Raw genomic sequence first — 4022 nt, 5'->3', positions numbered from 1 at the left:
CGCCCGTCCAGGACTCGTGGCCCGCGTGGTGGCCGATCTCGACGGCGACGTCGACCAGTGGTGCGGGCGAGGCGACCCCGGGACAAGCGGCTGCTGGACAGGCTGCCGCCGGGCACTCTGGGCGAGGACCCGCGGCCAAGCCCGCCACGCGGCGCAAGGCACCGCAGGACGCCGACCAGGTCTCACTCTTCGACTCCCCAGTCCCGGCCGAGCCCACTGCCTCGCCGGCACCCGCGCCCGCCCGGGCGAAGAGACCCGCCGACACCTTCACCGCCTTGGCCCGCAAGGACTACTTCAAGGAGAGGGTCGAGTCACAGCGGGTCGGGCTCGACCCCGGCGTGCTGGCCGACGCGCTGCGCGCGATTGCAGCGAACAACGGGCGCATGCCCATTGCCGTACTCGCGAGCACTCTCGACCTCAACCCGCTTCGGGTCAGCGGCACCATCGCGAGGATCCAGAAGGTGGTCAACGTCGACGGCATGCCGGTCCTCGAGCGTGAGGACAACGACGTGGTGCTGGCGTCCCAGACCCTCTTTGAACAGTTCGGACTGTAGATGACCGTCTCCCCCGCCCGCCGTACCGCGATCATCGACGCCCTCCGCCGCGGCACCGTCCCCGCCGACGGGCTGGACCAGCTCGCCGTGGGCCTCGACCGACTGGCGCCCGTCCTGGGAGAAGAGCTGGACAAGGTCGCCGGTGGCGCCGCCGTGTTCAAGGCCGTCCGCGGCGAATACGGCTCCGGCAAGACCTTCTTCGCGCGCTGGCTCCAGCAGCAGGCCCTCGACCGCGGGTTCGCCGTGTCCGAGGTCCAGATCTCCGAACTCGAGACGCCCCTGCATCGGCTCGAGACCGTGTACCGGAGGGCCTGCGAAGAACTCCGCACCCCCGCCGTCTCTCGACAGGCATTCCGGGCGGTCCTCGACGACTGGCTCCTCGGAGTGGAAGACGACGCGGCCTCCTCCGGAGCAGACGCCGCGGAGCTGCTCGAGGACAGACTGCGCTCCGTCGCCGATGCTGCGCCCGTGTTCCCTCTCGCCCTGCGCGGGTATCGAGACGCGTTGCTCAACGGTGAGATCGAGGTGGCCGACGGGCTTGCAGCCTGGCTCGGGGGTCAGCGCAACGTTGCCGCGTCTGCTAAACGAGCAGCCGGGGTGAAGGGCGAACTCGACCACTTCCTGGCGATGGGCTTCTTTCAGGGGCTACTCCAGGTGCTCGCCGGCTCCGGACACCGCGGGCTTCTGCTGGTCCTGGATGAGGTCGAGACCCTCCAGCGCATGCGCGGCGACGTCCGGGAGAAGGCGCTCAATGCTCTGCGGCAGTGGATCGACGAGCTCGATTCGGGGCGCTACCCCGGGATGTACCTGCTCATCACCGGGACCAGCGCCTTCTTCGAAGGACAGCAGGGCATCAAGCGACTGCCTCCGCTCGACCAACGGATCGGCGTGAAGTTCGACGCCGACCCCCGATTCGATAATCCCCGGCAACCGCAGATCCGGCTTCAGGCCTTCGATTTCGACCGACTGGTCGAGGTCGGGTCGCGCGTGCGTGACCTCTACGCGGTCGGCCTCGACCCCGCCGTCGCCCAGCGGGTCACCACCCTCGTCGACGACGCCTACCTGCGCGTGCTCGCCGAGTCCGTGGCGGGAAAACTCGGCGGCCAGGTGGGGATCGCACCCCGCCAGTACCTGCGGATGCTCGTCGACTGCCTGGATCGCGTCGAGATGTTCCCTGACTTCCTCCCGCGGCAGCACTTCACCCCGACGCTCGAGGCGTCCGACCTCAGTCAGAGTGAACGGTCCGCGGTGGCGGCCTCGTCGTCGTCCCCCATCGATGACCCCGACGCCATCGAGCTCTAGATGGACCACCGCGCCCCGCAGGGCTTCCCCGCGCTGCACCCGCTACTGCAGCACCACGTGGTCAACTCCCTCGGCTGGCCCGGCTTGCGGCCACTGCAGGAGGAGTCCGTCCGGCCGCTCATCGACGGCGAGGACGCCCTACTGCTCGCGCCGACCGCCGGCGGCAAGACCGAGGCCGCCGTATTCCCCGTCCTCACCCGCATGGCCCACGAGGACTGGGCCGGGCTGACCGTCCTGTACGTGACCCCGCTCAAGGCGCTGCTCAACAACCTCGCCGTGCGACTGGTCGACTACACCGCGTGGATGGGTCGCCGCGTCGAGGTATGGCACGGAGACGTCGGCGAGAGCGCCCGCAGAGCCATCCGGGCTGACCCGCCGGACATCCTGCTCACCACGCCCGAATCCATCGAGGCGATGCTCGCCTCCACCAAGACCGACCACCGCACGCTGTTCGCGAACCTGCACACCGTGGTGATCGACGAGGTACATGCCTTTGCCGGCGACGACCGCGGATGGCACCTGTCCGCCGTCCTCTCGCGTCTCGAGCACCTGGTCGGGCGGCCGCTGCAGCGGATCGGGATGAGCGCAACCGTCGGCAACCCCGAGGATCTGCTGCGGTGGTTGCAGGGCGGTGTCGACGGGCGGGCCGGGCGTGTGATCGCGCCGGGCGTTGCCGTGGGTGAGGCGGTCCGGCCTGTCGCCGGTGACGCCGACATCGTCGTGGACGCCGTCGACACTCTCGACTCCGCGGCCGTGCTGCTGTCCAAGCTGTACCGGGGACAGAAACGGCTCGTCTTTGTGGACAGTCGCCGGCAGGCCGAGGAGTTGGCATCCATGCTCCGCGGCTTTGACGTGGACGTGTACCTCTCGCACTCGTCACTCTCCGCCCAGGAGCGGAGGCGGTCCGAGTTGGCGTTCGCCGAAGCGCGTGACTGCGTGATCGTGGCGACTTCGACCCTCGAGCTGGGAATCGACATCGGGGACCTGGACCGCATGATTCAGATCGGCGCCCCCTCCACCGTGTCGAGTTTCCTCCAGCGTCTCGGTCGCACCGGTCGTCGCGCTGGCACCGTCCGCAACTGCCTGTTCATCGCCACCGAACCCCGGCATCTGCTCCGGACACTGGGTCTTCTTCACGCCTGGGGCACGGGATATGTCGAGCCCGTCGTGCCTCCACCGGTCCCGCTGCACTTGGTGGCGCAGCAGATCATGGCGGCGATGCTGCAGGAGGGCGCGCTGCCGCGGTACGGCTGGCAGGACCGTTGGGCGGCCACCCCGTTGATGAGCGCCGAGACCCTCGAGCGTCCCGCCGAGCTGATCGTCGACTTCCTCGTGGAGCGCGGGTACCTCAACGTCGATGGCGGCGCCATGTTCCTCGGGCCCGACGCCGAGAGGGTGTTCGGCCGCCGACACTTCATGGACCTGCTCACCACCTTTGCGATGCCTCGGGAGTTCACCGTCCTGGCCGGTCGGCAGGAGGTGGGCACCGTGGAGTGGCGGGCACTCACCGGCGTCGATGGGCCGATCCACCTGCTTCTCGCGGGGCGGTCGTGGAAGGTCACTGACATCAACTGGCCCAGGCATCGGGTGCAGGTGGAGCCCGCCGCGGGCGGCGGCAGAGCACGGTACGGGTTCGGGGGCGCCGACATCGGTCGGCAGGTCGCGCAGGGCATGCGCGCTGTGCTGCTGGGAGAGCTCCCCGAGCAGATTCGGCTCACCGCCCGCGCCCGCGCCGTACTCGCCGACGACGAGGACCGGTTGCGTCACACGGTGAGCCCACACGGACCTGTGTGGACCACCACGGACAACGTCCGGAAGTGGTGGACCTACGAGGGCAGCGCCGCCAATCGCAGGTATCAGGCGGCGCTCGGGCCGGCGCTGGGTGAGGAACTCGCACCGCAGGGCGGCATGGCCCAGCCCGACGCGATCACGTTGCACGAGGGCATGCCCACCGGGCCTCCAGCGGAGCGGCTCGAGTTCTGGGCGTCCCTACCGGAGAGTGAGCGGCCGCTTCCTGCGGTTCCCGCGACGCTGGTTGACAAGCTCAAGTTCTCGGAGGCGTTGCCCGTGGAGTGGGCGATCGAGGTGATCGCGCGGCGGATGGTGGTGGAGTAGGCACCCGCCGGGCTTCAGACCTGACTTCCACAAGTTTTAGTGTCACCCTGC

The 4022-nt window shown here is 69.3% G+C and carries 2 protein-coding genes and 1 pseudogene; all 3 read left to right on the top strand.

Translation table 11 applies throughout. The annotated features are described in order from the left end of the window. Positions 1 to 554: pseudogene (locus G6028_RS17480) on the top strand (hypothetical protein); the annotation flags it as partial. After that, positions 555 to 1856 (top strand): BREX system ATP-binding protein BrxD, encoded by a 1302-nt coding sequence (brxD, locus tag G6028_RS13645; RefSeq protein WP_182659195.1) that lies wholly within the window; start codon positions 555 to 557, stop codon positions 1854 to 1856. After that, positions 1857 to 3971: a DEAD/DEAH box helicase gene (locus G6028_RS13640; protein ID WP_182659194.1), complete on the top strand. Its 2115-nt coding sequence runs from the start codon at positions 1857 to 1859 to the stop codon at positions 3969 to 3971. Positions 3972 to 4022: the final 51 nt, after the last annotated feature.

This window comes from Dietzia cercidiphylli (assembly GCF_014145145.1).
Classification (GTDB): Bacteria; Actinomycetota; Actinomycetes; order Mycobacteriales; family Mycobacteriaceae; genus Dietzia; species Dietzia natronolimnaea.
This window is presented reverse-complemented; position numbering and strand designations above follow the sequence as displayed.

Excerpts from the sequence above, each read along its gene's own strand:
- brxD (WP_182659195.1), top strand. The coding sequence starts at position 555 with ATGACCGTCTCCCCCGCCCGCCGTACCGCGATCATCGACGCCCTCCGC.
- G6028_RS13640 (WP_182659194.1), top strand. The coding sequence starts at position 1,857 with ATGGACCACCGCGCCCCGCAGGGCTTCCCCGCGCTGCACCCGCTACTG.